At 72.4% G+C, this 25406-nt stretch carries 21 protein-coding genes and 1 tRNA gene; 17 read left to right on the top strand and 5 right to left on the bottom strand.

The annotated features are described in order from the left end of the window. Positions 1–185: 185 nt before the first annotated feature. The 5 genes from ACZ4TW_RS16870 to ACZ4TW_RS16850 are packed head-to-tail and all read left to right on the top strand — an operon-like array spanning position 186 to position 6364. Positions 186–1946 (top strand): fatty acyl-AMP ligase, encoded by a 1761-nt coding sequence (locus ACZ4TW_RS16870; RefSeq protein ID WP_465544456.1) that lies wholly within the window; start codon positions 186–188, stop codon positions 1944–1946. Further along, entirely contained in the window at positions 1943–3682 is a 1740-nt protein-coding gene (locus ACZ4TW_RS16865; protein WP_465544454.1) for an acyl-CoA dehydrogenase family protein, read from the top strand. Before ACZ4TW_RS16870 ends, ACZ4TW_RS16865 begins: the two co-directional genes overlap by 4 nt. After that, positions 3679–5448 (top strand): acyl-CoA dehydrogenase family protein, encoded by a 1770-nt coding sequence (locus tag ACZ4TW_RS16860; protein WP_465544452.1) that lies wholly within the window; start codon positions 3679–3681, stop codon positions 5446–5448. Before ACZ4TW_RS16865 ends, ACZ4TW_RS16860 begins: the two co-directional genes overlap by 4 nt. Further along, positions 5445–5696 (top strand): acyl carrier protein, encoded by a 252-nt coding sequence (locus ACZ4TW_RS16855; RefSeq protein ID WP_465544450.1) that lies wholly within the window; start codon positions 5445–5447, stop codon positions 5694–5696. The genes ACZ4TW_RS16860 and ACZ4TW_RS16855 overlap by 4 nt, the downstream gene beginning before the upstream one ends. Continuing rightward, positions 5693–6364 carry a 4'-phosphopantetheinyl transferase family protein gene (locus ACZ4TW_RS16850; protein WP_465544447.1) on the top strand — a complete coding sequence of 224 codons (672 nt, stop codon included), beginning with the start codon at positions 5693–5695 and terminating at the stop codon, positions 6362–6364. The genes ACZ4TW_RS16855 and ACZ4TW_RS16850 overlap by 4 nt, the downstream gene beginning before the upstream one ends. Before the next feature lie 49 nt (positions 6365–6413). Here the strand turns inward: ACZ4TW_RS16850 and ACZ4TW_RS16845 are convergent. The 3 genes from ACZ4TW_RS16845 to ACZ4TW_RS16835 form a co-directional block, all read right to left on the bottom strand. Then, positions 6414–6490: transfer RNA gene (locus ACZ4TW_RS16845), tRNA-Pro, on the bottom strand. A gap of 80 nt (positions 6491–6570) precedes the next feature. Next, positions 6571–7548, bottom strand: coding sequence for a metallophosphoesterase (locus ACZ4TW_RS16840; protein ID WP_465544445.1), 978 nt, complete (start codon positions 7546–7548; stop codon positions 6571–6573). Beyond that, on the bottom strand, positions 7548–10121 hold the full coding sequence (locus ACZ4TW_RS16835; protein WP_465544443.1) for a transglycosylase domain-containing protein: 2574 nt from the start codon (positions 10119–10121) through the stop codon (positions 7548–7550). The genes ACZ4TW_RS16840 and ACZ4TW_RS16835 overlap by 1 nt, the downstream gene beginning before the upstream one ends. A gap of 138 nt (positions 10122–10259) precedes the next feature. On the opposite strand from ACZ4TW_RS16835, the gene ACZ4TW_RS16830 reads away from it, so the two are divergent. From ACZ4TW_RS16830 to ACZ4TW_RS16820, 3 genes are all read left to right on the top strand, one after another. Further along, positions 10260–10487, top strand: a complete 228-nt coding sequence (locus ACZ4TW_RS16830; protein WP_465544441.1) for a DUF4177 domain-containing protein — start codon at positions 10260–10262, stop codon at positions 10485–10487. Then, positions 10487–11023 carry a RidA family protein gene (locus ACZ4TW_RS16825; RefSeq protein WP_465544439.1) on the top strand — a complete coding sequence of 179 codons (537 nt, stop codon included), beginning with the start codon at positions 10487–10489 and terminating at the stop codon, positions 11021–11023. The genes ACZ4TW_RS16830 and ACZ4TW_RS16825 overlap by 1 nt, the downstream gene beginning before the upstream one ends. A 418-nt stretch (positions 11024–11441) precedes the next feature. After that, positions 11442–12404: an endonuclease domain-containing protein gene (locus tag ACZ4TW_RS16820; protein WP_465544437.1), complete on the top strand. Its 963-nt coding sequence runs from the start codon at positions 11442–11444 to the stop codon at positions 12402–12404. Between the two features lie 305 nt (positions 12405–12709). Here the strand turns inward: ACZ4TW_RS16820 and acs are convergent, their stop codons facing one another. Beyond that, a complete protein-coding gene (acs, locus tag ACZ4TW_RS16815; protein WP_465544435.1) occupies positions 12710–14665 on the bottom strand; it encodes an acetate--CoA ligase in 1956 nt (651 codons plus the stop codon). A gap of 606 nt (positions 14666–15271) precedes the next feature. Here acs and ACZ4TW_RS16810 point away from each other — a divergent pair. Genes ACZ4TW_RS16810 through ACZ4TW_RS16790 form a run of 5 tightly spaced genes read left to right on the top strand, consistent with a single transcriptional unit; the run spans position 15272 to position 18597 of the window. Then, positions 15272–16399: a TadA family conjugal transfer-associated ATPase gene (locus ACZ4TW_RS16810; protein WP_465544433.1), complete on the top strand. Its 1128-nt coding sequence runs from the start codon at positions 15272–15274 to the stop codon at positions 16397–16399. Between the two features lie 44 nt (positions 16400–16443). Further along, entirely contained in the window at positions 16444–17436 is a 993-nt protein-coding gene (locus ACZ4TW_RS16805; protein WP_465544431.1) for a type II secretion system F family protein, read from the top strand. A 57-nt stretch (positions 17437–17493) separates the two neighbouring features. Next, on the top strand, positions 17494–17766 hold the full coding sequence (locus tag ACZ4TW_RS16800) for a DUF4244 domain-containing protein (protein ID WP_465544429.1): 273 nt from the start codon (positions 17494–17496) through the stop codon (positions 17764–17766). Between the two features lie 16 nt (positions 17767–17782). Continuing rightward, positions 17783–18091 carry a TadE family type IV pilus minor pilin gene (locus ACZ4TW_RS16795; RefSeq protein ID WP_465544427.1) on the top strand — a complete coding sequence of 103 codons (309 nt, stop codon included), beginning with the start codon at positions 17783–17785 and terminating at the stop codon, positions 18089–18091. Continuing rightward, positions 18067–18597 carry an Rv3654c family TadE-like protein gene (locus ACZ4TW_RS16790; RefSeq protein ID WP_465544426.1) on the top strand — a complete coding sequence of 177 codons (531 nt, stop codon included), beginning with the start codon at positions 18067–18069 and terminating at the stop codon, positions 18595–18597. Before ACZ4TW_RS16795 ends, ACZ4TW_RS16790 begins: the two co-directional genes overlap by 25 nt. Positions 18598–18825: 228 nt before the next feature. On the opposite strand, the gene ACZ4TW_RS16785 is transcribed toward ACZ4TW_RS16790, so the two are convergent. After that, positions 18826–20796: an AMP-binding protein gene (locus ACZ4TW_RS16785; RefSeq protein WP_465544424.1), complete on the bottom strand. Its 1971-nt coding sequence runs from the start codon at positions 20794–20796 to the stop codon at positions 18826–18828. A 205-nt stretch (positions 20797–21001) separates the two neighbouring features. Here ACZ4TW_RS16785 and ACZ4TW_RS16780 point away from each other — a divergent pair, with 205 nt between their 5' ends. The 4 genes from ACZ4TW_RS16780 to ACZ4TW_RS16765 are packed head-to-tail and all read left to right on the top strand — an operon-like array spanning position 21002 to position 25287. After that, complete coding sequence (locus ACZ4TW_RS16780) at positions 21002–21643, top strand: GntR family transcriptional regulator (RefSeq protein ID WP_465544422.1); 642 nt, start codon at positions 21002–21004, stop codon at positions 21641–21643. 13 nt (positions 21644–21656) lie between these two features. Beyond that, positions 21657–23198, top strand: a complete 1542-nt coding sequence (locus tag ACZ4TW_RS16775) for an MmgE/PrpD family protein (protein WP_465544602.1) — start codon at positions 21657–21659, stop codon at positions 23196–23198. Positions 23199–23219: 21 nt separating this feature from the next. Beyond that, complete coding sequence (gene prpB, locus ACZ4TW_RS16770; RefSeq protein WP_465544420.1) at positions 23220–24119, top strand: methylisocitrate lyase; 900 nt, start codon at positions 23220–23222, stop codon at positions 24117–24119. A gap of 31 nt (positions 24120–24150) precedes the next feature. Next, a complete protein-coding gene (locus ACZ4TW_RS16765) occupies positions 24151–25287 on the top strand; it encodes a bifunctional 2-methylcitrate synthase/citrate synthase (RefSeq protein WP_465544418.1) in 1137 nt (378 codons plus the stop codon). Positions 25288–25406 lie beyond the last annotated feature (119 nt).

Raw genomic sequence — 25406 nt, 5'->3', positions numbered from 1 at the left:
GTGGGGGCCATGATAGCCAGCCGTTCCCCGCCGGATGTCCCGCCCCCAGAAGTGGGGCCGAGACGTTGCCGGACGTTAACGTCGGCGCAACACGGCGAGGAGTCGGGGGTCGGTAACGTGGCCCGCACTCGACGGGGTTCGCCGATGAACCGTCAAGCCGGAACACCGACTGGAAGGGGGCCGGCATGTCGATCATCGGCACGTTCGTGGAGGCGATGCGCACCGCCGCGGAGGTCGCAGGCGCGGATCGCGGGTTCCGGTTCTACACGAGCCCGCGCGACTCCGAGTTCCGCTCGTACGCCGAGCTCGACCGCCGGGCGCGGGCCGACGCCATCAGCCTCATCGACCGGGGGCACCGGCCGGGTGAGGTCGTGATCCTCGCGTTCGATGCGGGGCTCCCGTTCATCCGCGCGCTGTACGCGACGTTCTACGCCGGGCTCGTCGCCGCGCCGGTCGCCGTGGGCGCCGTGCGGCACCCCGAGCTCGCGCTGCGGCGCCTCGAGGCGATCGTCGCCGACTCGGGCAGCCGGCTCGTGCTCACCGACGGCTCGGCGCTCGCGGGCGTCGGCATCACCGCGGGCGACCGCATCGGCCCGGCGCACGTGGCCGAGCTCGATCCGGTGTCGGATGCCGAGGCCGACGCGCCCGCGCACGCGGATGCGTGGACCGAGCCCGCCATCGGCCCCTCCTCGCTCGCGGTGCTGCAGTACACGTCGGGCTCGACCGGCACGCCGAAGGGCGTGATGGTGGCCCACGCCAACCTCGTCGCCAACCAGGTCGCGATCACGCGCGCCGCCGGGATCGGTCCAGAGTCGCGCACCATGGGCTGGCTTCCGCACTACCACGACATGGGACTCGTCGGGCAGCTCCTGCAGCCGATCTCGGCCGTCGCGGACAGCGTCCTCACCTCGCCCTCCCAGTTCCTCCGCCGGCCCGCGCTCTGGCCGTCGCTGCTCAGCGAGCACCGCTCGACGCACACGGTTGGCCCCGACTTCGCCTACGCGCTGTGCACGCGGCTGGTCACCGACGAGCAGCTCGCCGCGCTCGACCTCTCAGCGCTCGAGGGCGTGATCACGGGCGCCGAGCCGGTGCGCATGGGAACGCTCCGCGCCTTCGCCGAGCGTTTCGCTCCCGCGGGCTTCCGCGCCGAGGCGTTCATCCCCGCGTACGGCATGGCCGAGACGACGCTGCTCGTGACCGCGAAGCCGGCCGGCCGGGCCGTCACCACGATGCTCGCGGATGCCGCGGCACTCGAGGGCGGCGCCATCCGCCCCGTCGCCGCACCTGCCGAGCCGGGCGCGCGCGTGGCCGAGCTCGTCTCGTGCGGGCCGCCCGCCGACGGCCACCACGTGGTCGTCGTCGATCCGTCGAGCGGTCGGCCGGTCGCCGACGGCGCGATCGGGGAGGTGCTGGTCGCCGGGCCCAGCGTCGCGCAGGGGTACTGGCGGCGACCCGACGAGACCGCCGCCGCCTTCGGGGCGACCGTGCCGGGCGACCCCGCCGGGCGACGGTACCTCCGCACGGGCGACCTCGGCGCGCTCGTCGATGGCGAGCTCGTCGTCACCGGGCGGCTCAAGGACCTCATCATCATCCGCGGCCGCAACATCTACCCGCAGGACCTCGAGACCTCGGCGCAGGCGGTCCTCCCCGACGGATGCCTCAGCGCGGCGTTCGAAGGGCTCGAGAGCCAGCCGGTGGTCGGCCTCGTCGCCGAGGTCGACCCGCGGGTCGGCGACGACGCCGCCGGGGAGCTGGCCGAACGCCTGCGGCGGACGGTCGCCGACGCGCACCTGCTGCCCGAGCTCGGCATCGCGCTGATCCGCAAGGGCACGCTGCCGCGCACCACGAGCGGCAAGGTGCAGCGCGGGCTCACGCGGTCGATGCTCGCCGACCGGCGACTGGCGACCGTGCACACCCTCGGCTTCGGGCAGGCGGTCGCGCCGTGAACGGGCCGGTGGCGGATCCGGTGCTGGGGCCCGCGATCGCCGAGCGCTCCGCCGGGGTCCCGCTCGGTGCCGGCGGCGTGGTGGCCGCGTTCGACGCATTCCTCGGCGACCCGCGCGACCCCGGCTCGGTCGTCCCGGTCGGCCGATCGGTCGAACTCGACGAGCGCCTCGAGTTCCCCGCCGAGTCGATCGCGGCCGTGACCGAGTGGGGACTGCAGCGCTGGTACGTGCCCGAGGCGCACGGTGGCGAACTCAGCGACTTCCTCGTCCCGATGCTCCTGATCCGGCGCATCGCGAGCCGCGACCTCACCGTCGCCGTCGCGCATGGCGTCACCTTCCTCGGCGCGGTGGGCGCGTGGATCGATGGCGGCCCCATCGCCGCGACGATGGCCGACCTGGTACTCGCCGGCGGCCCCGTCTCCTGGGGGCTGACCGAGCGCGGGCGCGGCTCCGACCTCTCGAACACCGCGACCCGGGCGACGCTCGGCGAGCGCATCGTGCTCGAGGGCGAGAAGTGGCCGATCAACAACGCCACGCGCGGCCGCGCGATGACCGTGCTCGCGCGCACCTCCGACCAGCCCGGGCCGCGGTCGCTCTCGCTCGTGCTGCTCGACAAGCACCGCGCCGACCAGTCGACGCTCACGACCCTCCCGAAGGTCGCCACGCACGGCACGCGCGGCGCCGACATCAGCGGGCTCGCGATGCGCGGCACCGCGCTCGATACCGACCAGCTCATCGGCCCGCCCGGCCACGGCCTCGAGACCGTCCTGAAGAGCCTGCAGCTCACGCGCCCGCTCACCACGCCGCTCTCCGTCGGGGCGGCCGACCACGTCGTCGGCGTGGCGCTCGAGTTCGCGTCCCGGCCCGGCGCCGACGGGCGAGCGGGGCCGCGCGCCCTCTCGCGCGCGACCCTCGGCACCGCCGTCGCCGACGCGCTCCTCGCCGAGGCCGTCATGGTCGCCGCCGCCCGCGAGATGCACCTCGCGACCAACGAGATGGCGCTCGTCAGCTCGCTCGCGAAGTTCCTCGTGCCGAGCACCGTCGACCTCCTCGTGCGCGACATCGCCGCCGCGATCGGCCCCTGGGCGCACGTGCTCGGGTTCGGCGGCGCCGGAGGCTTCCAGAAGGTCGCCCGCGACAGCCGCGTGGTCGGCATCTTCGACGGCAACTCGATGGTCAACCTCAACATGATCGCGAACGAGTTCGGCAGCATCGCGCGGCCCGACGAGCCGGTCGACGGTGCCGAGGTCGTCGCGTCGCTGCGCCGCGACATCCGGGCCGACGGATGGCTCGACCCCGCGCGCCTGCGTCTCGTGACGCGTCGCGGCTCGCGGCTCCTTCGCGCCCTGCCGTCGCTCGTCGACCTGCTCGGTCGGCGCGGCTCCGCCGGCCCCGCGCGTCGGATCGAGGCCGAGCTGCGCCGCGTGGTCGCGCTCGCCGCGGAGGCGCCCCGCGAGGCGGCGCCGAGCGCCCGGTCGTTCGACCTCGCCGAGCGGATCGCCCTGTGCTTCGGCGCGGCGTGCGCGATCGCCGTCGAGCTCGCCGGACCCACCGCCGGACAGGCCGAGTCGGAGGCGGGTCTGCTCGCGACCCTCGACCGGCTCGCCGCGCGGCTGGGACTGCAGGCGCACGCAGCCGTGGCCGGTTCCGTCGCGGCCCTCGGCGACCTCGCGCTCCAGGCCGCGCGCGGCGGACGTCGTCTCAGCGTGCTCGACGGATGGACGGAGGCGCTGTGAGCATCGACCCCGCTCTGGCGGCGAGCCCGCCGGTCCACGAGCCCGACGATCTCGAGGCACTGCTCGGCGACCCGCGCGCCGACGGGCCGTACGGGTTCGCGGCGATCCTCGCGGCCGACGCGGCGCGCCGCGCCGACGCATCCCTCGAGGCGCTGCTCGACGAATGGGACGCCACCGCCGACGCCGTGCCCGCGTCCCTCGGCGGACGCTGGCGCTCCACCGAGGATCTCGTGCGCCGCTGGCGGCCGGTCTTCCGACGCGACGCCGCCGCGGGCCTCGGCCACGTCGCCCTGCTCGCCGCCGCGACCGACGTCTGGATCGCCGGCGACGAGGCCCAGCGCGCCGAGGTCGCCGCCCGACTGCGGCAGGGGCAGCGCCTCGCCGGCCCGCTCGGCGACGGCCGCGACGGCGGCGCGATCGTCGAACACTGCACGGCCGAGCCGTTCGACGGCGAGTGGGTGCTGCACGGCGAGCTCGGCCTCGTCGTCGATGCCGACCGGTCCGCGTCGCTGCTCATCCGGGCGCGCACCGGGGGAGTCGACGGGGCGGGGCGCCGTTCGCTGCTGCTCTGGTCGACGGATGACGCGACCGCACCCCTCGTCGAGACCCGGCGCATCCGGACCGGCGGAGCCCGCGGCGCCGACCTCGGCACGGTCGCGTTCCGGGGTCTGCGGCTGCCCGCCGATCGGATGATCGGCGCGCCCGGCTCGGCCGACGAGACGGCACGCGCCGCCGCCGCCGTCGTGCGCGCGGTCGTCCCGGCGCTCGCCGTCGCCGCGGTCGACGCGGCCCTCGACCTCGCCGTGCGCTACGGCGACGAGCGCGTGCTCTACGGCGGCTCGGTGCTCGACCTGCCGCAGTCCCGGGCGCTCCTGGCGGGCGCCGTCGCCGACGTCCGACTGGCCGACGCGCTCGCCTCGGTCGCCGTGCGCGCCCTGCACGTCGATCCCGGGGCGAGCCGGATCCTCTCCGCCGCGGCCGCGAACGCCGTCACGCGCCTGGTCTCGTCCGCCATGCTCGACCTCTCCGTGCTGTTCGGCTCCACCTTCTACGCGCGCGTCGCACCGTACGACGTGTTCGAGAAGCTCCTGCGGGATGTCGCGATGCTCCCGCTCGCGTACGGTGGCGCGGCGTGGCCGCTGCTCGACGTGCTCGACGAGCTGCCCGGCTGGGCGGGTGCCGCCGCGTCGACGTCGGCGGGCGTCGACCCCGCGGTCGTCCGGCTCGCCGCGGCGCTCGACGAGCTCGACTTCGGGCTCCTGGGCGCAACGCCGCCGGCTGCCGGCACTCGCGACCCGATCGGCGGCGCGCTCCGCGACCCGGTCGTGCGCGACGGGATCGCATGGGGCGACGCCGAACGCGGGCTGCTCGATCGGCTGGCCGACGAGCTCGACGCCGTGCGCGGCGCGCTCGCCGGGGCTGCGCCGACGCCCGGCGGCGCGGATGCCGCGCCCAAGGCCGTCGATCTCGCGGAACGGCTCGCACCGCTCCTGGCCGCGGCCGCGTTCACCGGGGTGTGCTCCGAGGGCGGCGGCACCGGCCCGCTCGGTGCCGTCGCAGCCGACCCGACGGCGCGCGAGGCGTGCCTGCGGCGCGCCGAGCTCCGCCTCGGCGGGCGGGTCGCACCGCTCGAGCCGCACCTCGCCGACGCGCTCGTCGCCTCCCTGCGCGAGCGCGCGGCACGCGACATCCGCTCGCCCGACTCGGCCGCCGAGGCCGCAGACCACGCACCGGTCGGCACGACCGGGGAAGGAGAACCACGATGACGGACGCAACGACGGTCCAAGCCTGGCTCGAGGGCCGGGTGGTGGCGTACGGCAAGGTCGAACCGGGATCGTTCACGCCCGACACGCCGCTCGCCGAGCTCGGGCTCGATTCGGTCTACGCGCTCACCCTGTGCGGCGACATCGAGGACGAGTTCGGACTCGAGGTCGATCCGACGATCGTGTGGGATCACCCGACCATCCGCGACCTCGCGCACGGCATCTCGGAGCGGCTGCTCACGGCGGCGTGACCACGGTGACCGGGTTGCGGGGGCTCCCGCTTCCGCCGACCGCCCCAACGACGGGTGCGGCCCGGCTCGAGGGCGTCACGTCGTCCGGGGTCGTCTGGCGGCTCGGGCGGTGGCGGGATGCGCCGGCCGGCGCCGGTGCCGGTGCGGCCGGCGCCGAGGCCCTGCGCCGACGGCGGGAGCTCGGCCGCGAGTGGGCGCGCGAGCTCGTGACGCACGGCCTCGACCTCGACTGGCCGGGCTACGCCCCCGACGTCCCGGGACGCAAGCCACGGCTGCGCGGCGCGCCCGGCATCGACGTGAGTATCTCGCACGGCGACACCGCCCTGCTCGTCGCCGCGATCGGCGGCGAAGGGAAGGTCGGCGTCGACGTCGAGGATGCGCCGTTCGACGCGTTCCGCCGCGACGCGCTCGTGCGGCGCATGTGCTCGTCGGCTGAGCGTGCCGAGTTCGATCGCCTGCCCGAGACCGTCCGACCGCGGGCGCTGGCACGCGCGTGGACCGTCAAGGAGGCCACGCTCAAGGCGCTGGGCGTCGGCCTGGCGCGCGACCCGCGCGACGTGCCCGTCGACCCGAGCGCGCTCGGCGTCACGCGTCTCGACGCCGGACCCGAGTATGCGATCGTGCACCTCACCGGCGACGCCGCCGTGATCCGCCATCGCGGCCGCTGACGCCCGGCCCGCAGACGACGAAACCCCCTCCCGGAGGAGGGGGTTCACGTGGTCGGGGTGACAGGATTTGAACCTGCGACCTCTTCGTCCCGAACGAAGCGCGCTACCAAGCTGCGCCACACCCCGTCTGGCCCGAAGGCCTCAACAAGGATAGCCCACAATCCACCCGCGTTTGACCACGCCCGACGCGCCGACGCGCGCACGCGTCATCCGGCCGGAACCAGCGTGAGCAGGGTCGCTTCGGGAGGGCAGGCGAACCGCACCGGCGCCGTGATCGACGTGCCGAGGCCCGCCGACACGTGCAGGTACGCCGAGCGCAGGCCGTGCCGCCACACGCTCAGCCCGCTGACCTGCGAGCGCGGGATGTCGCAGTTCGTGACCAGCGCGCCGAACCCGGGCAGGCAGACCTGGCCGCCGTGCGTGTGGCCGGCGAGCAGCAGCTGTGCGCCGTGCGTGACGAACGAGTTCAGCACCCGCTGGTAGGGCGCGTGCGTGACGCCGACGGTCACGGTGGGTCGCAGCTCGCGCGGCGTCGGCGCGTCGGGCCACGCGTCGTCGCCGAGCGCGTCGTCGGACCGCAGGTCGTCGATCGCCGCCGTGATGAGGTCGAGCCGGTCGTAGCCCTTGTGCGGGTCGTCGACACCGAACATCTCGAAGTGCGTGCCGCGGAGATCGAGCGCCGCCGCGCGGTTGTCGAGGTCGATCCATCCGAGTTCGTCGAAGAACTCGAGCATCGCCGCCGTATCGAGGCGCTTCGCGCGCGTGAGATGACCCGACGGGCCGCCGAAGTAGCTGAACGGGTTCTTCAGCACGGGCCCGTAGTAGTCGTTCGAGCCGTTGACGAACACGCCGGGCACGCCGCGGAACGGCGCGAACGCACGGCGCAGACCCTCGAGGCCGCGCTCATGACCCAGGTTGTCGCCCGTGTTCACCACGAGGTCGGGCTTCAGCGCGGCGAGCGCCGCGACCCACTCCTGCTTCGAACGCTGCCACGGTGCCATGTGCAGGTCGGACACGTGCAGCACGCGCACCGGCGTGGCGCCCGCGGGCAGCACGGGCACCTGAACGCGCCGCAGCGTCCAGTGCGTCCGCTCGATGAGCGAACCCCAGACCGCTGCGGCGGTCACCGCGACGCCGACCGCCGCGGCGACGCGCGTCGCGGCGGTCGAGCGCGCCGCGGGCACTAGTCGTTCCCGGACGAGTCGTTGTTGCCGGGCGGCGTCACGCCTCCTGCGAGCCTGCCGATCGAGAGCCTGATGGTGTCGCCGGGCTTCGCCGTGGCACCCGCGTCGGGCGACTGCGCGATCACGACGCCGTCCTGGGCGGGATCGGCGACGTTCTCGTCGCGCGTCTGCACCTTGAAGCCCGCCGATTCGAGCGTCGCCTTCGCCTGGTCGGCCGTCTGGCCGCGCACGTCGGGCACGCTCGCCACGTTGCCGTTGCTGATGAGCACCCGGACGACCGAGCCGCGAGCCGCCTGGCCCGACGGATCGGTGCCCGCGACGGTGCCCTTCGGCTGGTCGCTGTCGACCTCGGGGCCCTGCTCGAACACGAACCCGGCGGCCTCGATCGCCTGGCGAGCCTGGTCGACCGAGAGCCCCGCGACCTGCGGGATGTCGACCAGCACCTGCTTGAAGGCGCCCGTCGGGGGCTCGGGGAACGCGGCGCCGCCGTACTTGCCGTCGGCGACCGCCATGATCGCCGGCCAGATGCGGTGACGCGCCGTCGCCGCGGAACCCGAGTCGAAGCTCAGGTCGCGCAGGTTCGCATCACCGGTCACGTTGCCGACCCAGACCGCGGTCGCGACCTCGGTGCTCGAGCCGATCATCCAGGTGTCCTTCGCGCCATCCGTCGTACCGGTCTTGCCGATGTGCGGGACGTCGGAGCCCGTGTTCGACGCGGTGGCGGTGCCGCCGCCCGCGAAGACCTGCTGCATCGCGTACGCCATGGAGTGCGCGACCTCGGGCGTCACCGACTGCACGCAGTTCGACTGCGGCGGCGGAACCTCCTCGCCATCGGCCTTCACGATCCGGTCGATCGCGATCGGGCTGCAGGTCGTGCCGTTGTTGGCCATGCCGGCGAACGCCGCAGCCATCGTGACCGGCGCGATCTCCTGCGTGCCGAGCACGTCGGAGGGGTTCATCTGCAACTCGCCGCCATCGGCGCGATGGATGCCGAACGCTTCGGCCGTCTGCTTGATCTTGCACAGGTCGAGCTGCTGGGCCATCGCCATGAAGCTCGTGTTGACCGACCACTTCGTGGCGTCGACCGCGTTGCTCGCGACGCGACCGTCGTCGTTGCGCGGGTTGTAGCTGCCGCTCCAGTTGCCCGTGCAGCTGTCGGTGAACGACGTGAAGGTGCGCCGCCCGCCGTTGAACGACTCGAGCAGCGAGTGCCCCTGGTTCAGCCACTCGGCCAGCGTGAACGTCTTGTAGGTCGAACCCGGCTGCAGGCCGCTCGAGCCGCCGTACTCGTAGTCGGTGCTGTAGTTCACCGACGTGTACTCGGCGCTCGTCGCGGCGAGCTCGGGGTCGGCGGTGAACTTCTTGTTCTGCGCCATCGCCAGCACCCGGCCCGTGCCGGGCTCGACGCTCACCGCCACCGAACCCACGTCGAAGCGCGGGTCGACGGATGGCACGTTCTCGGCGATCGCGGTCTCGGCCGTGTTCTGCAGGTCGAGGTCGAGGGTCGTGAAGACCTGCAGGCCGCCCTGCTGCAGCAGGCGCGCACCCTCGTTGACATCCTCGGTCGCGGGGTCGTCGTAGTGGTTCTTGATGATCCACGTGACGTAATCGCAGAAGTACGCGCTGCCGCCCGCGGTCTGGCAGCCGGTGCTCGGATCGGTGATCACCGGGGCGACCGGCGTCGCGATCGCGGCGTCGTGCTCCTCCTGCGTGATCTTCCCGTACTTCAGCATCTCGCCGATGATGTAGTCGCGCCGCTGCTTGTTCTCGGCGTAGGGAACGGGCTGCCCGTCGACCACCGTGTTCGCGCCGTTCGTCTCGCTGTCGGGCCGGTCGAGGCGGAACTTCTCGGGGTGGTTCACGATCGCGATGAGGCTCGCGGCCTCGGCGAGCGAGAGGTCGACGGCGTGCTTGCCCCCGAAGTAGTACTGCGAGGCCGACTCGATGCCGTAGACCCGGCCGCCGAACGCGGCGATGTTCAGGTAGCCACGGAGGATCTCGTCCTTCGAGAACTTCTTCTCGAGCGCGATCGCGTACCGCATCTCCTTCAGCTTGCGCTCGGCCGAGACCTCGGTCGCCTCCGCATAGGCGGCGTCCTTCTCCTCCTCGGTCGTCGCCTTGTTCACGCCGTTGTTGATCAGCACGTTCTTGACGTACTGCTGCGTGATCGACGAACCGCCCTGCACGTCCTTGCCCGTGACCGTGCTCAGCGCGCCGCGCACGGTGCCCTGGATGTCGACGCCGCCGTGATCGTAGAACCGGGGGTCCTCACCGGCGATCGCGGCATCCTTCACGTACTGGCTGATCTGCTCCCACGCGACCTCTTCGCGGTTCTCGTCGAAGAACGATGCGAGCGGCACGACCGTGCCGTCGGCCTGCGTCGCGTAGATGTCGGTCTTCTGCGAGAGTTCGCTGATGTCGAGGTAGGCCGGGAGGTTCTCGAACATGCTGATGCTGTTGTTGGCGGCCATGCCCGTGACGGCCAGCGCGGGGGTCACCGCGGCCGTCACGAGGATTCCGGCGAGTGCGCTCATGCCGACGAAGCCGAGGACGCCCGTGGCGGCATCACTCAAGGGTTTTTGGGCAGACATATAGTGGAGCTTAACCGAGAAGGCTGGCAAAAACCCGGTGCGCCCACGCGTGCCCGCGAGCGCGCGCGCCCGCGACCCTGCCGCCGACTCCACACGCAACCGCCGGCTCGAAGGAGCGTCATGCCCGCCTGGGAGTACATCACCACCCCACTGCTCATCCACAACACGGCCGCGATCCTCAACAACTGGGGCGCGCAGGGCTGGGAGCTCGTGCAGGTCGTGCAAGGCCCCGAGGGCGGGCTCGTCGCCTACCTGAAGCGTCCCGCCGGCGGGGAGCCCTCGGCCGCGGCATCCGCCGGTGCGGCCGCGGCCGCGCAGGCCGCGAAGCAGTTCGAGGGCGGCGCCTGATGGGCGCTGGTTCGGGTTCGGGGTCGGGTTCGGGCTCGGGTTCGGGTTCGGGCTCGGGGTCGGGTTCGGGGTCGGTGGAGGCGCGGCTCGCTGAGCTGGGCATCGAGTTGCCGGATGTCGCCGCGCCCGTCGCCGCGTACGTGCCCGCCGTCGCCACGGGGTCGCTCGTCTACACGTCGGGCCAGCTGCCGTTCGTGTCGGGTGCGCTGCCCGCGACGGGCAAGGTCGGCGAAGGCGAGGGACTCGTCTCCGCCGACGACGCCAAGTCGTACGCGCGGCTCTGCGCGCTCAATGCCCTCGCGGCGGTGCGCGCCGAGCTCGGTTCGCTCGATCGCGTGACGCGCGTCGTGAAGCTCGTCGGCTTCGTGGCATCCGATCCCGCCTTCACCGGCCAGCCGGGCGTCGTCAACGGCGCCTCCGAGCTGCTCGGCGAGGTCTTCGGCGACGCCGGTCGCCACGCCCGGTCGGCCGTCGGCGTCGCCGCCCTCCCGCTCGACGCCCCGGTCGAGGTCGAGCTGATCGTCGAGTTCGCGTAGCGCGCGCCGCGCACCGCGCCGCTCCGCGCGCCGCGCACGGACCATCGGTCTACAGGAGATTCCGCGCTCTACATGCCGGATTCCGCAGATCCGTCCTGTGGACCGCGGGCTCTCCTGTATTGACGGCCGCGGCACGTCGGCGAGCCTCCCGCGAAGCCACGCGGCGAGCACGGAACCCCTACCCGACCCGACCCGGCATGCCCCGCCCGGACCACACTCGCTTCCCGCGGTCCACAGGAGATACCGCGCTCTACATGCCGGATTCCGCAGATCGGTCCTGTAAACCGCAGGTTCTCCTGAGTCGCGCCAGTAGTCCGCCGCCGCGCGCCCGTCCTCCACAGGCGCGAGTCGCCGTCCAGCCCGAGCGGATCTTCGATGCGGCCGCATACCGACCCCATCGGTGCGCGACGATCGGACGATGCTGAGCGAGTCTCCGCCCGACCTCGTCCGCCGTCTCGGCGGCATTGCCCACCGCAGCGCGCTGTACGACGCCGGCGCGACGCGTGACACCGTCCGGGCGTCGATCCGGCGCGGTCACGTCGTGCGTGTCCGGCGCGACTGGGTCGCGACTCCGGAGTGCGCACCTCCGCTGCTGCGTGCAGTGAGGATCGGTGGCAGGCTGGCATGCCTCTCCGCTGCCGCCCATCTGGGGCTGTGGACGATCGATGACGGGCGCTTCCACGTCGCGGCGCAGCCGACGGCCAGCCGCCTTCGTCTAACGGAATCTGCTTCCTCAGGGGTCGCGCCGCGCGAGATCGTGCACTGGTCCGAGCCGCCTGTTCACGTCACCACCCGTATCGCGATAGACCCGATCGCGAACGTGCTGGTCGGCGTCGCCCGATGCCAGCCCCATGAGCACGCGGTCGCGATCATCGATTCGGCCCTCAACAAGAAGCTGGTTCGCAGGCCGCAGCTTCTCCGGCTCGCAGTCGAGGTGGGCGGGCGCTTCGCCGACGCGGTCGTCGACTCGGATGGTCGAGCCGACAGCGGCATCGAGACCTTGCCGCGGCTGCGGCTCGCGCGGCGCGGAATCGAGATGATTCCGCAGGTGCAAGTCGACGGGCACAAGGTGGATGGGCTGATCGGCGAACGACTCGTGCTGCAGTTCGATGGAGACACATTCCATTCCACGAAGCAGCATCGGCAGCGCGACAGAGAAGAGGACGCGCGGCTCGTCCTCCAGGGTTTCACCGTGCTGCGCTACGGCTACGCGGACGTGATGGATCGATGGGGTGCGACTGAGGAGCAGATCCTCTTGGCAGTGGCGCAAGGGCTGCATCGTTGGTCAGGATCGCCGGCGCTTCGGCCGATTCAGCAGGAGACGGTCAGAATTGCGGGCGGGCCTGGGTTGCACGTCCGTGGGGATGACTCCAAGCGTTGACAGGTCTGAAGGCGAATGGACGATGCGCAGGACCGATGCAACCGAATCGTCATGCGCATCGTCGATTCTCCTGCGAACCCGAGATGCACATGGAGGCGCCGGCGGACCGCGTGTGGGGCATGGCGCGAGCGGATGCCTCGAGGGAGGTCTCGCGTGTGCGACCGGGGCCCGGGCCGGGGCTGCCATCGAGCGAGCGGATGCCGCCGCCCACGTCTCGCACGTGCGAACCGGGGCGCGGGCATTCAGGGAGCGAACGGATGCCGCGGCGGGACTCGCCCGCCGCGGCATCCGCTCTGCGAAGGGCCTCAGCGCACCTGCGCGCTGATCACCTGCATGATCGACGTGTCGGCGAGGGTCGTGGTGTCGCCGATCTCGCGGCCCTCGGCGAGGTCGCGCAGCAGGCGCCGCATGATCTTGCCCGAGCGCGTCTTCGGCAGCTCGTTGACGATGAACACTTGGCGAGGCCGCGCGATGGCGCCGATCTGCGTGGCGACGTGCTTGCGCAGCTCCTCGCTCGCCTCGAACGGGTCGTTCACGTGCGAGACCTGGCTCGCCTTGAGGATGACGAACGCGACGACCGCCTGGCCCGTGGTCTCGTCGGAGGCGCCGACCACGGCCGCCTCGGCCGTCCACGGGTGGGCGACGAGGGACGACTCGATCTCGGCGGTCGACAGGCGGTGGCCCGAGACGTTCATGACGTCGTCGACGCGGCCGAGCAGCCAGAAGTCGCCGTCCTCGTCGCGCCGGGCACCGTCGCCGGCGAAGTACTTGTCGCCGAACTTCTCCCAGTACGTCTCCTTGAAGCGCTCGGGGTCGCCCCAGATCCCGCGCAGCATCGACGGCCACGGCTCGGTCGCGACGAGCAGCCCGCCGCCCTCGCCGTGGATCTCGGTGCCGTCGTCGTCGAGGATGCTGATCGAGACGCCCGGGATCGGCACCTGCGCGGCGCCGGGCTTGAGGTCGGTGACGCCCGGCAGCGCCGAGATCATGATCGCGCCGGTCTCGGTCTGCCACCACGTGTCGACGACCGGGATCGAGCCGCCGCCGATGACGTGGCGGTACCAGATCCAGGCCTCGGGGTTGATCGGCTCGCCGACCGAGCCGAGCAGGCGCAGCGAGCGCAGGTTGAACTCGTGCGGGATCTGCCGGCCGAGCTTCATGAACGAGCGGATGGCGGTGGGCGCCGTGTACAGGATCGAGACCTTGTACTTCTCGACGATCTCCCACCACCGGCCGGGGTGCGGCGTGTCGGGCGTGCCCTCGTAGATCACCTGGGTGGCGCCGTTGGCGAGCGGCCCGTAGACCACGTAGGAGTGGCCCGTGATCCAGCCCACGTCGGCGGTGCACCAGTAGACGTCGCGCTCGGGGTGCAGGTCGAACACGTTCTTGTGCGTGAACGCGGCCTGCGTGAGGTATCCGCCCGAGGTGTGCAGGATGCCCTTCGGCTTCCCGGTGGTGCCGGACGTGTAGAGGATGAACAGCGGGTGCTCGGCCTCGAACCCCTTCGCCTCGTGCTCGTTCGATGCGGTCGAGACGGTCTCGTGCCACCAGAGGTCGCGGTCGGCGTTCCAGTCGACCTCGTTCTCGCCGCGCTTGACGACGAGGACCTTGCGCACCGTGCCGCCCTCGCTCTTGCCGAGCGCCTCGTCGACCACGGGCTTGAGCGGGAAGACGCGGCCCTTGCGGTAGCCGCCATCGGCTGTGATGACCACGGATGCCTCGGCGTCGTCGATGCGCGAGGCGAGGCTGTCGGCGCTGAACCCGCCGAAGACCACCGAGTGGATGGCGCCGATGCGCGCGCACGCGAGCATGGCCACCACGGCTTCGGGGATCATCGGCAGGTAGATCGCGACGCGATCGTGCTCGCCGACGCCCAGGTCGGTCAGCGTGTTCGCGGCCCGCTTGACCTCATCGGTCAGCTCGGCGTAGGTGATGGCGCGCGAGTCGCCGGGCTCGCCCTCCCAGAGGAGCGCGACGCGGTCGCCGAGTCCGGCCTCGACGTGCCGGTCGAGGCAGTTGACGGCGACGTTGAGCTCGCCGTCGTCGAACCACTTCGCGAACGGAGGGTTCGACCAGTCGAGCGTGCGGGTGAAGGGCTTCTCCCACTGGAGGAGCGTGCGGGCCTGGTCGGCCCAGAAGCCGAGCCGGTCTGCCCGGGCGGCGTCGTAGAGGCCCTCGTCGGCGACGGCCTGGGCGGCGAACTCGGGACTCGGGCGGAAGCGCCGGATCTCCTCGAGCGCGTGATCGATCTGCGCGTTCATAGTGGTGCGATCGCTCCTTCGCGAAATCAACAAACGGTGGGTTCGCCTGCCCCACACAGCAGACTACCGCCCGGCGCAGTGCGTGTCGTTCGTCCGAGGTCGGCGGTGAGGCGTATCCTGAGCGGTATCCACGGCCCGAGGAGGGGTCGTGAGAGGGACCCCGGCGTATCGCGTGCCCCTCTCGAGCGGCATCCGCGCTGGAGCGCCACGGTTTCGGACCTTCGGAATGCGTCGTCTCCTGACGATTTCTCCAACGAATCCGTGGCTGTCGACCTCGGCTATGGAGGAAGTCGAAGAGATTTCTGAGTGTCGGCACAAATGAGGACAAAAAGTGCTTGCGCATGGATCCGTAACCCATACACTGAGTACCGCCCGGACGTTTCGTTTCGAGGCCTGCAACGCTCGTGATTCCCCCCAATCCTTGCGTTGCCGAGGCGGCACCTGTTCCCCCCAATGGGTGCCGCCCCCTTCTGTTAACGGCTCCGACGACCACTCGGCGGATGCCATGGAACGAGCCCTCCTCCACAACGGCGTGGCGGAGGGCTCGTTCCGTCTCCGGCGCCGATCCCGGCGGAGCCGGGCGTGCGGGGGCCTAGCGTCGGCGGCATGCCTCGTCCGTTCGTCCCCGTCCCCTCGTGGGAATCCGCGCTCGTCGAGCCCCCGCTCGTCGAGTCCGCGCTCGTCGAGCCCGCCCTCGCCGAGCGGTCGGCGGCGGTGCCCGGCGACGGTGAGGGTCCAGGCCGACCGCTGCCGTTCGCGGCGTCATCCACCGGGATGTCACCACCATCCGCTCCCACCGGTGGCGTCGCCGCCGATGAGCTCGCGCTGCTCGGTCCGCTCGCTCCGTACGCCGCATCCGGCCCGGTAACCGATCTCTTCGTGAACGGGGAACGCGGCCTGTGGATCGATCGCGGCATCGGACCCGAGCACGAACCGTCGTGGACCGCCGCCGAGCCCGAGGTTCGGGCGCTCGCCGTTCAGCTCATCGCCCGCGGCGGCCGGCACGTCGACGAGGCGACGCCCGCCGTCGACGTCCGCCTGGGTCGGGGCATCCGGGTGCATGCCGTCCTCCCGCCGTTGTCCTCGACGGGCACGCTCGTGTCGGTGCGGGTGCCACGCGTCGCCGACTTCTCCCTCGCCGCGCTCGCCAGGGCGGGCATGCTCGATCGCGAGCAGGAGACCCTGCTGCGGGGTGCGGTCGCCGAGCGCCGGAACATCCTGGTGACCGGCGCGGGCGGATCGGGCAAGACGACGCTGCTGGGTGCGCTGCTCGGCGAGGCGGGGCCGCGTGAGCGCGTCGTCCTGCTCGAGGATGTGGCGGAGCTCCGGATCGGGCACCCGCATGTCGTCGCGCTCGAGGCGCGGCAGGCGAACCTCGAGGGCAGCGGACGCATCGGACTCGACGTGCTGCTCCGTGAGGCGCTCCGCATGCGACCCGACCGGCTCGTCGTGGGGGAGTGCCGCGGGCCCGAGTTGCGCGAACTGCTCGCCGCGCTCAACACCGGGCACGACGGCGGCGCCGGAACGCTGCACGCGAACTCGCTCGACGACGTGCCGGCGCGGCTCGAGGCGCTCGGGTCGACGGCCGGCATGTCGGCCGACGCGGTCGCGCGCCAGGCCGTGAGCGCGTTCGATCTGGTCGTGCACCTCGAGCGCGTGGACGGTCGTCGCCGTGTCGCGCAGGTCGGGCGCTTCCGGCTCGACGACGGTCGCCTCGGGATGGCCCCGTGCTGAGCTCGAGGCGCGATGGGGCTGCGAGGTCGTTCCGGGAGATCCTCGTGCGTCTCCATGGACGGCACGCCGAGCCCCCGGCCGCCATCGACCGCGTGGCGGCCGCTGCCGAACGGCTCGCGGCCCTCCTCGCTGCGGGGCTCGGACCGGCCGCCGCCTGGCGGAACATCGACCCCGAGGGTGCGACCGTCGCGTCGCCGCCGACGCGCACCGCGGCCGGCGCGGGCGTGGCATCGGCCGACACCGCGGTCGCCACGGCGGCGGCGAGCGCGGCCGCCGAGGGGGAGCCGGTCGCGCCGGCAATCGAGCGCGCGCGCAGCGAACACCGCGACGCGTCGCCCGCATGGTCGACACTCGCGGCGGCGTGGGCCGTGGCGGATGCGGCGGGCGCACCGCTCGCGGGAACGCTCGGCGTGCTCGCGGGGGCGTTGCGCGACGAGGCGCAACTGCGCCGTGAGGCGGCGGCCGCCCTCGCCGGGCCTGCAGCCAGTGCGCGACTCGTGGCGGCGCTGCCGGTGATCGCCGTGCTGTTCGGGGTGCTGCTCGGCTTCGACACGTTCGGCGTGCTCGTCGGCAACCCGATCGGACTCGCCTGCCTCGTGGTCGGCTCGGCCCTCCTGTGGGCCGGTGCCCGATGGAGCCGTTCGCTCGTGCGCCGCGCCGCCGACGCCACGCCGTCCGCGGGTCTCGAGCTCGAACTGCTTGCGGTGGCGCTCACGAGCGGTGCCTCGCTCGCGAGGGCGGAGGCGCACGTGGCGCGCGCGCTCGCGTCGCACCTGCCCGAGCTCGCGAGGTCCTCCGAGGCGGCGCCCGTGCTCCGATTGGCCGAAGAGGCCGGTGCCCCCGTCGCCGAGCTGCTCCGTGCCGAAGCGGCCCGCCTCCGCGGCGCGGCCCGCGCCGCCGGTGCCGGGCGGGCGGCGGCGCTCGGCGTGCGCCTCATGATCCCCCTCGGCTGCTGCGTCCTGCCCGCCTTCGTGCTGCTCGGCGTTGCGCCGCTCATTGTCTCCGTCGTCACCGGCACCCTCGGCGGTGCCGCATGAGGGCGGTTCCGACTCGTGCCATCGTCGCCGCTTCCGCGGCCCTGTGAGAGGAACCCCATGTCGAACATCCCATCCACCGGATCCATCGGATCCGCCGAAGGCCCGCGTGCGTCGGCAGGCCGCCTCCGCGCCGGCATCGCGCCGACCCGAGCGCGGCTCCGGCGCCTGGCCCGCCGACTGGCCGGCGAGCGCGGCGCGGCGACGGCGGAGTACGCGGTCGCCACCATGGCGGCTGTCGGGTTCGCGGGCCTGCTCGTCGTGATCCTCCGCGGCGACGAGGTGCGCGGCATCCTCACCGACCTCGTGCGGAATGCGCTCACGGTGGGGTGAGCGCGAGCGCGGCAGCGTGACGGCCGAGTTCGCCGTCGCGCTGCCCGCGATCGCGCTGGTGCTCGCCGCGTGCCTGGCGGCGGTACACGTGGCCGCAGTGCAGGTGCGTCTTGCGGATGCCGCGGCCGACGCTGCGCGTGCGCTCGGGCGCGGCGAGAGCGCGGCGGTCGCTGCAGGCATCGCGGCACGCAACGCGGCCGGGGCCCGGCTGTCGACGAGCACCGACGAGCCGTTCGTCTGCGCGACCCTGACCGGAAGCGCCGGCGGCGTGCTGTCGGCACTCGAGTTGCGTGCCGAGTCGTGCGCCATGCGAGGCGGACTGTGACTGTGTGCGCAGGCGGACGTTCGCGACCCGGGCCGCCCGCGCGGCACGGGCTGCTCGCCTGGAACGGGGCAGCGAGGTATTCGGCCGATGCCGCTCTCCCCGCGTCGCGCAGGCGATGGCGTCTCCGGCAGCAGCACGGACTCGATCCGCTCCCGAGCCCGCCCTCCACTCGGACAGCCCATGAGCGCGGCGCAGCCACGGTGCTCGCGATCGCGATCGCGGGTGCGATCGTCGCGCTCGCGGCGGGACTGGTCGCGGTCCTCGCCGCGTCCGTCGCCTCACAGGAAGCCGCCAACGCGGCGGATGCGGCGGCGCTCGCCGCGGCCGATGCGGTGTCCGGTGCGGTGGCGGGGGAGCCGTGCGGTCTCGCCGGGCGGCTCGCTGCGCGGAACGGCGGGCGGCTCGTCGGCTGCGAGGTTTCGGGCGCGGAGGCGACGGTCTCGGTCGTCGTCGAGCGGGGCGTGTTCTCGGCATCGGCGTCGTCGCGCGCCGGGCCGCCCGAGTGAACCTCCCCGTCGCGGGGTCGCGGCGCCAGGTGAGGGAAACGCCGCGACCCCCGAGGACAGTACGGTGGTTAGTCCGCGCTCATCATCCTGAGCAACCCTCACTCCGGGCAAGGGGCGGCGTCACACGGCGACACCGTTCGAGCGGGCTCGATGGGCGTCACTACCCGGTGCGGTCAGCCACGCGCGGCGACCTGGTCGACGAGGGCCTGAACGGGTCGTCAGCCTGAGCTATCGGGCGAGCGCCGCCTCGAGCGCCGTGAGCACGGTCGGATCCTCGATGGTGGCGGGTACCTTGTACGGCTCGCCGTCGGCGATCTGCCGCATGGTCTTGCGAAGGATCTTGCCCGAGCGGGTCTTGGGCAGCCGCTCGAGCACCGTCACGTCGCGGAACGCCGCGACCGGACCGACCGTCTCGCGCACGAGCGCGACGAGCTCCTTCACGAGCACGTCGTGGTCGACGACCGTGCCGTGCTTGAGCGTCACGAAGCCGGCGGCGCGCTGGCCCTTGAGCTCGTCCTTGACGCCGATCACGGCGACCTCGGCGATCGCCGGATGGTGGTTCAGCGCCTCCTCGAGCCCGCCGGTCGAGAGCCGGTGCCCGGCGACGTTGATGACGTCATCCGTTCGCCCCATCACGTAGACGTACCCGTCGTCGTCGAGGTAGCCCGAGTCGCCGGTCGCGTAGTGGCCGGGGAACGCGGTGAGGTACGACGAGACGTACTTCTCGTCGCCGCCCCAGAGCGTCGGCAGGCTTCCCGGCGGCAGGGGCAGCTCGAGCACGATGTTGCCCTCCCTGCCGGTCGCGACCGGTCGACCTCTGCCATCCACGATCGCGACGCGGTAGCCGGGCACGGGCACGGTGGGGGAGCCGGGCTTCACCGGCAGCGGCTCGATGCCGCGCGGGTACGCGGCGATCGCCCAGCCGGTCTCGGTCTGCCACCAGTGGTCGACCACCGGGCAGTGCAGCGCGTCGTTGATCCAGTGGTAGGTCTCGGTGTCGAGGCGTTCGCCGGCGAGGAACAGCGCCTCGAGGCTCGACGTGTCGTACCGCTTCAGATGCTCGAGACCGGGATCCTCACGACGGATGGCGCGCACCGCCGTCGGCGCCGAGAACAGCACCTTCACGCGGTACTCCTCGACCATGCGCCAGAACGCGCCCGCGTCGGGCGTGCCGACCGGCTTGCCCTCGTAGAGCACGGTCGTGGCGCCCGCGAGCAGCGGCCCGTAGACGATGTAGCTGTGGCCGACGACCCAGCCGACGTCGGACGCCGTCCACATCACGTCGCCGGGGTGGATGTCGTAGATGTTCCGCATCGACCAGGCGAGCGCCACGGCGTACCCGCCGTGGTCGCGCACGACGCCCTTGGGCGTGCCTGTCGTGCCCGACGTGTAGAGGATGTAGAGCGGATCGGTCGCCGTCACCTCGACGGGAGCGACCGGCGACGCCGTGGCGAGCTCGGTCGCCCAGTCCACCCAGCGCACGCCGACCCGCCCGTCGAACTCCGCAGCATCGCCGGGCACCGCCTCGCGGTTCCGCACGATCACGGTCTCGACGCTGAGCTCGTCCTCGGAGATCACGGAGATCGACGAGGTCACCGCCTCCGTCACCGACCGGTCTCCGACGATCATCGCCAGCGCCTTCTCGACGATCGGCAGGTACTCGACCGTGCGGCCCGGCTCCAGTCCGCCCGACGAGGTCACGATGACCTTCGGCTCGGCGTCCTGGATGCGCACCGCGAGCTCGTTCGCCGCGAAGCCGCCGAAGATGACCGAGTGCACGGCGCCGATGCGCGCGCACGCGAGCATCGCGATGACCGCCTCGGGCGTCATCGGCAGGTAGATCGCCACGCGGTCGCCGCGCTCCACGCCGCGACCCCGCAGCACGCCGGCGAACAGCGAGACCTCGTGCAGCAGCTCGGCGTAGGTGAACGTGCGCTTCGACCCCGTCATGGCGGAGTCGTACGCGAGCGCGACCTGGTCGCCGCGGCCGGCGGCCACCCAGCGGTCGAGCGCGTTCGCGCTGACGTTGAGCGTGCCGTCCGGGAACCACCGGTAGATCGGTGCGGCCGACTCGTCGAGGGCGCGGGCGGGCGGCGTGACCCAGTCGACGAGAGCGGATGCCTCGAGCCAGAACTCGCCCGGATGCTCGACGCTCCGCCGGTACTCGTCCGCGTGCGTGCGCGTCTCGGTCGTGCCCATCGCCGTTCCTCCCCACCGAGGAAGGGCGACGGTGCCACTGCCTCGGGACGTGCTGTCGGTTCGCGCCGGCTCTGGCGCGAGTCCATCCAATGTATACACACATGCGCTGGCGCGCCAACTCAGAGGACGAATTTCCGCGAGAATTGCGGATTACGTGCCGCGCGTGTATACATTGAGGCCAGACGTCGATGTCGAAGGGAGACTGATGCGAGCCGGTGATCGTGCCTACCGCACCCTCCGCAGCGAGATCCTCGACGGCGCGCTCGAGCCGGGCACCGTGCTGCAGGAGGTCGAGCAGTCGACCCGGCTCGGCGTGAGCCGCACCCCGGTCCGCGAGGCGCTCCGGCAGCTCGCCGCCGACGGGCTCGTCGAGGCATCCGGTCGCGGCACCGTCGTCACGGGCGTCGACCGCGACGACATCGTCTCGCTCTACGAACTGCGCGAGGCGCTCGAGGCGAAGGCCGCCGGCCTCGCCGCGCAGCGACACGACGACGCGCCGTTCGAACGCATCCGCGACCGCCTCCGCGATACGCCGCAGCTGCTGACCCAGGGCGAGGCGGGCCTGGCCGCCTACTTCGCGATCGTCGACGACCTCGACGATGCGATCGAGGCCGCGGTCGCCAACCCGTTCCTCGCGACGGCACTGCGCAGCGTGCAGCTGCACTCGGCGCGCATCCGGCGGCTGTCGCGACACAACCCCGAGCGGCTCCGCGCCGCCGCCGGCGAGCACCTGCTCATCGTCGACGCGATCCTCGCGCGCGACGCCGAGCTCGCCTCCCACGCCACGCATGTGCACCTGCACATGAGCCTGACCAACGCGCTGGCCACCTCGGCCGACGCCGCATAGAACGGAAGGTCCCATCGTGCAGCTGCACCACGTCCGCGTCCATCGCAGCGACGAGAACCTGGCCCGCGAGGGCCAGCTCGCCTGGAAGATCGCCGAGGTCGCCGCCGACCCGGTCGAGGTGACCGACGAGGTGACCGAGATGGTCGTCAACCGCGTCATCGACAATGCGTCGGTCGCCGCGGCATCCCTCACCCGCCGGCCCGTGGTCGCCGCGCGCTCGCAGGCGCTCTCGCACCCGGTCTCGGTCGGCGGCGACGGAGCGACCGTGTTCGGCGTCGCTCCGGCACGCCGCACGAGCCCCGAGTGGGCCGCATGGGCGAACGGCGTCGCCGTGCGCGAGCTCGACTTCCACGACACGTTCCTCGCGGCCGAGTACTCGCATCCGGGCGACAACATCCCGCCGATCGTCGCGGTTGCCCAGCACCTCGCGGCCGCCCGGGGCCTCACGGGTCGCGACCTCGTGCGCGGCATCGCAACCGGCTACGAGATCCAGGTCGACCTCGTGAAGGCGATCTCGCTGCACAAGCACAAGATCGACCACGTCGCCCATCTCGGCCCGTCGGCCGCTGCCGGCATCGGAACGCTCCTGGGCCTCGACCCCGAGACGATCTTCCAGTCCGTCGGCCAGGCCCTGCACACCACCACCGCGACCCGCCAGTCGCGCAAGGGCGAGATCTCGACGTGGAAGGCGCACGCCCCCGCGTTCGCGGGCAAGATGGCCGTCGAGGCGGTCGACCGCGCGATGCGCGGCGAGACCAGCCCGACCCCGATCTACGAGGGCGAGGACGGCGTGATCGCGTGGCTGCTCGACGGGCCGGATGGCGCGTACGACGTGCCGTTGCCCGAGCGCGGCGAGGCCAAGCGCGCCATCCTCGACACCTACACCAAGGAGCACTCGGCCGAGTACCAGGCGCAGGCCTGGATCGACCTCGCCCGCAAGCTCCACCACGAGCACCCCGAGCTCGTCGCCGACCCGTCGCGGATCGAGAGCGTCGTCATCCACACCTCGCACCACACGCACGTCGTCATCGGCTCGGGCGCGAACGACCCGCAGAAGTACGACCCGACGGCGTCGCGCGAGACGCTCGACCACTCCATTCCGTACATCTTCACCGTCGCGTTCCTCGACGGCGCCTGGCATCACGTCGACTCGTACGCACCCGAGCGCGCCGGACGCCCCGACACGGTCGAGCTGTGGCGCAAGGTCACCACGGTCGAGGACGAGGAGTGGACCCGCCGCTACCATTCGCTCGACATCGCCGAGAAGGCGTTCGGCGGCCGAGTGGTGATCACGTTGGCCGATGGCACGACGATCGCCGACGATATCGCGGTCGCCGACGCGCACCCCCTCGGCGCACGGCCCTTCGGGCGCGAGCAGTACGTGCAGAAGTTCCGCACGCTGGCCGCCGACGTCCTCGAGCCGGCCGAGATCGAGCGGTTCCTGGATGTCGCGCAGCGCCTGCCACTGCTGACCGCCGAGGAGCTCGGGCAGCTGACCATCATCGCCGCACCCGGCGTGCTCGCCTCGGTCGAGACGCCCCACGGCCTCTTCTAGCCCGGACCCTCAGGAGGACCCATGCTGTACGCACAGACGCCCGCGCACGAGAAGCGCCGGCTCTTCCGCGAGCGCCTCGCGACCGGCGAGCTGCTTCGCTTCCCGGGCGCGTTCAACCCACTCTCGGCCCGGCTCATCGAACGCAAGGGCTTCGAGGGCGTGTACATCTCAGGCGCCGTGCTCTCGGCCGACCTCGGCCTGCCCGACATCGGGCTCACGACGCTCTCCGAGGTCGCCGGTCGCGGCAGGCAAATCGCCCGGATGACCGAGCTGCCCGCGATCATCGACGCCGACACGGGCTTCGGCGAGCCCATGAACGTGGCCCGCACCATCCAGGAGATGGAGGACGCCGGCCTCGCCGGCCTGCACATCGAGGACCAGGTCAACCCCAAACGGTGCGGCCACCTCGACGGCAAGCAGGTGGTCGACGAGCACACGGCCCTGCAGCGGATCGCCGCGGCGGTCGATGCGCGCCGCGACGAGAACTTCCTGATCATGGCGCGCACCGACATCCGCGCCGTCGACGGGCTCGATGCCGCTGTCGACCGGGCCAAGCGCCTCGTCGACGCCGGAGCCGACGCGATCTTCCCAGAGGCGATGGCCTCGCTAGAGGAGTTCGCTGCGATCCGCGCCGCGGTCGACGTGCCGCTGCTGGCCAACATGACCGAGTTCGGCAAGAGCGACCTCTTCACCGCGCAGCAGCTCGCCGACGTCGGCATGAACATCGTGATCTGGCCGGTCTCGCTCCTCCGCATCGCGATGGGCGCCGCCGGCCGCGGGCTCGACGAGCTGACGGATGCCGGTGCGCTCACGCGCCTCCTGCCCGAGATGCAGCACCGCGCCGACCTGTACGAGCTCATCGACTACGAGGGCTACAACCACTTCGACACCTCGATCTTCAACTTCACCGTCGCACGCTGACGCGCGCCGGCCGGAACGAAAGCGAGCCATCATGACCGACACCCTGACGACGGCGCCGGCCGCGGCGCCCGACATCCGCAAGGGCCTCGCGGGGGTCGTCGTCGACACGACCGCCATCTCCAAGGTGAACCCGGAGACCAACTCGCTGCTGTACCGCGGCTACCCGGTGCAGGAGCTCGCCGCCGCCAAGCGCTTCGAGGAGGTCGCGTACCTGCTCTGGCACGGCGAGTTGCCGGATGCCGCGGAGCTGGCCGAGTTCCGCGCCGCCGAGCGCGCGGAGCGCGCGCTGCGGCCGAACGTGAGGGCCGCCATCGATCTGCTGCCCACCACATGCCATCCGATGGACGTCGTGCGCACCGCCGTCAGCGTCATCGGCGCGTCCGACCCGGCGGCCGACGACCCGAGCCCCGAGGCGAACCTCGCGAAGGCGACGCGGCTCTTCGCGGCACTGCCCGCGGTCGTGGCCTACGACCAGCGCCGCCGCCGCGGCCACGAGATCGTGCCGCCGCGCGACGACCTCGACTACTCGGCGAACTTCCTCCACATGGCGTTCGGCGAGGTGCCCGACCCGCTCGTCGTCGACGCGTTCGACGTGTCGATGATCCTGTACGCCGAGCACTCGTTCAACGCGTCGACGTTCACGGCGCGCGTGATCACCTCGACGCTCTCCGACCTGTACTCGGCGGTCGTCGGCGCGATCGGCGCGCTGAAGGGCCCGCTGCACGGCGGCGCCAACGAGGCCGTCATGCACGTCTTCGACGAGATCGGCTCAGCCGAGAACGTCGTGGCGTGGCTCGATGCGGCGCTCGCCGAGAAGCGCAAGATCATAGGCTTCGGGCACCGCGTGTACAAGAACGGCGACTCGCGCGTACCGACCATGACCGCCGCGCTCGACACGCTCATCGAGTACTACGGCCGGCCGGATGTCGCTGCGCTCTCCGACGCGCTCGAGCGCGAGTTCGTCGCGCGCAAGGGCATCCACCCCAACCTCGACTACCCGTCGGGGCCCGCGTACCACCTGATGGGCTTCGACACCGAGATGTTCACGCCGCTGTTCGTGGCGTCGCGGGTCACCGGGTGGACGGCGCACGTCATCGAGCAGGCGGCGTCCAACGCCCTCATCCGTCCGCTCTCCGCCTACGACGGCGTCGACGAGCGGCACCTGTAGGCCGAGGGGAGCAGCCTACGGGCGCGGGGGGGGGGGGGGGGGGGGGGGGGGGGGGGGGGGGGGGGGGGGGGGGGGGGGGGGGGGGGGGGGGGGGGGGGGGGGGGGGGGGGGGGGGGGGG

The sequence above is a fragment of the Agromyces sp. NPDC029043 genome (assembly GCF_055564615.1).
The sequence above is the reverse complement of the archived record's forward strand: the minus strand, read 5'-3'. Positions and strand labels throughout refer to the sequence as shown.

Excerpts from the sequence above, each read along its gene's own strand:
- ACZ4TW_RS16870 (WP_465544456.1), top strand. The coding sequence starts at position 186 with ATGTCGATCATCGGCACGTTCGTGGAGGCGATGCGCACCGCCGCGGAG.
- ACZ4TW_RS16855 (WP_465544450.1), top strand. The coding sequence starts at position 5,445 with ATGACGGACGCAACGACGGTCCAAGCCTGGCTCGAGGGCCGGGTGGTG.
- ACZ4TW_RS16830 (WP_465544441.1), top strand. The coding sequence starts at position 10,260 with ATGCCCGCCTGGGAGTACATCACCACCCCACTGCTCATCCACAACACG.
- ACZ4TW_RS16825 (WP_465544439.1), top strand. The coding sequence starts at position 10,487 with ATGGGCGCTGGTTCGGGTTCGGGGTCGGGTTCGGGCTCGGGTTCGGGT.
- ACZ4TW_RS16820 (WP_465544437.1), top strand. The coding sequence starts at position 11,442 with ATGCTGAGCGAGTCTCCGCCCGACCTCGTCCGCCGTCTCGGCGGCATT.
- acs (WP_465544435.1), bottom strand. The coding sequence starts at position 14,665 with ATGAACGCGCAGATCGATCACGCGCTCGAGGAGATCCGGCGCTTCCGC.
- ACZ4TW_RS16810 (WP_465544433.1), top strand. The coding sequence starts at position 15,272 with ATGCCTCGTCCGTTCGTCCCCGTCCCCTCGTGGGAATCCGCGCTCGTC.
- ACZ4TW_RS16800 (WP_465544429.1), top strand. The coding sequence starts at position 17,494 with ATGTCGAACATCCCATCCACCGGATCCATCGGATCCGCCGAAGGCCCG.
- ACZ4TW_RS16785 (WP_465544424.1), bottom strand. The coding sequence starts at position 20,796 with ATGGGCACGACCGAGACGCGCACGCACGCGGACGAGTACCGGCGGAGC.
- ACZ4TW_RS16780 (WP_465544422.1), top strand. The coding sequence starts at position 21,002 with ATGCGAGCCGGTGATCGTGCCTACCGCACCCTCCGCAGCGAGATCCTC.
- prpB (WP_465544420.1), top strand. The coding sequence starts at position 23,220 with ATGCTGTACGCACAGACGCCCGCGCACGAGAAGCGCCGGCTCTTCCGC.
- ACZ4TW_RS16765 (WP_465544418.1), top strand. The coding sequence starts at position 24,151 with ATGACCGACACCCTGACGACGGCGCCGGCCGCGGCGCCCGACATCCGC.